The organism is Priestia sp. P5_B4, from assembly GCF_056400385.1.
Genome location: NZ_JBFULJ010001217.1, coordinates 1 through 884, shown reverse-complemented (window position 1 = coordinate 884; position 884 = coordinate 1). Strand labels below are relative to the sequence as shown.

Here is an 884-nt window from a genome sequence, read left to right as displayed (position 1 = left end):
ACGTTTCCACCTTGGATGACAATAGCTCCTTCAATTACATGACCGAGCGTATAGGCCGTTTCATTTAATCGTAAATCCACTTTGGCAGCTCCAACTCCAATTTTAGCAAACATTTTTTTAAACATTTTTTTCCTCCTCCAAAATGCTCTTACTATATATACGAAGTATACCGTTTATAAGTTTCAACTTACAAAAAAAGAACTCAATTTCTTGAGTTCTTTCTGCTAAATCAACGCTTCATTTTAATTCAATTATTTATTAAATTAAAACACCCAGCCCCAACAGCAGCGACGTCTTTTACAACCGCCGTGGTTACCGCCATGACCTCCACCGTGGTTACCGCCGTGACCTCCGCCATGACAACCTCCGTGATCTCCGCCGTGGTTACCGTCGTGACCTCCGCCGTGGTTGCCACCGTGACCTCCGCCGTGGTTGCCACCGTGACCTCCGCCGTGGTTGCCACCGTGACCTCCGCCGTGGTTGCCACCGTGACCTCCGCCATGACAACCTCCGTGACCTCCACCGTGGTTACCGCCGTGACCTCCGCCATGACTGCCCCCGTGATCTCCGCCATGGTTACCGTCGTGACCTCCGCCATGGTTGCTACCATGATGGCATTTTTTATGTCCAGAACGATGATCATCATCATGTTTAGGACAATGATCGTTATGCTTATAATCGTTATGACAGCATTTTCCTTCATGGCTACTTCTTGGATCATAGCCAGAAGTTTTGTAATAATACTGATTAGAACACCAGCAACACTTCTTTTTATTGTTGTAACTCACATAAACCATCCTTATCTATAAATAAGATTTATATAGGCAATTTTATACCTATATATAAATAGATTATGTAAACTAGTACAAGGAAGTGCATTGCTG

General features: G+C 44.3%; 2 protein-coding genes. Both read right to left on the bottom strand.

The genetic code is table 11. The features are described 5' to 3' along the window. Nucleotides 1–113 (bottom strand): sporulation protein (locus AC1DRF_RS30055; protein WP_477742579.1); only part of this gene is annotated, 113 nt, incomplete at its 3' end. A 150-nt stretch (nt 114–263) separates the two neighbouring features. Next, nucleotides 264–788: a hypothetical protein gene (locus AC1DRF_RS30050; protein WP_477742578.1), complete on the bottom strand. Its 525-nt coding sequence runs from the start codon at nt 786–788 to the stop codon at nt 264–266. Nucleotides 789–884 lie beyond the last annotated feature (96 nt).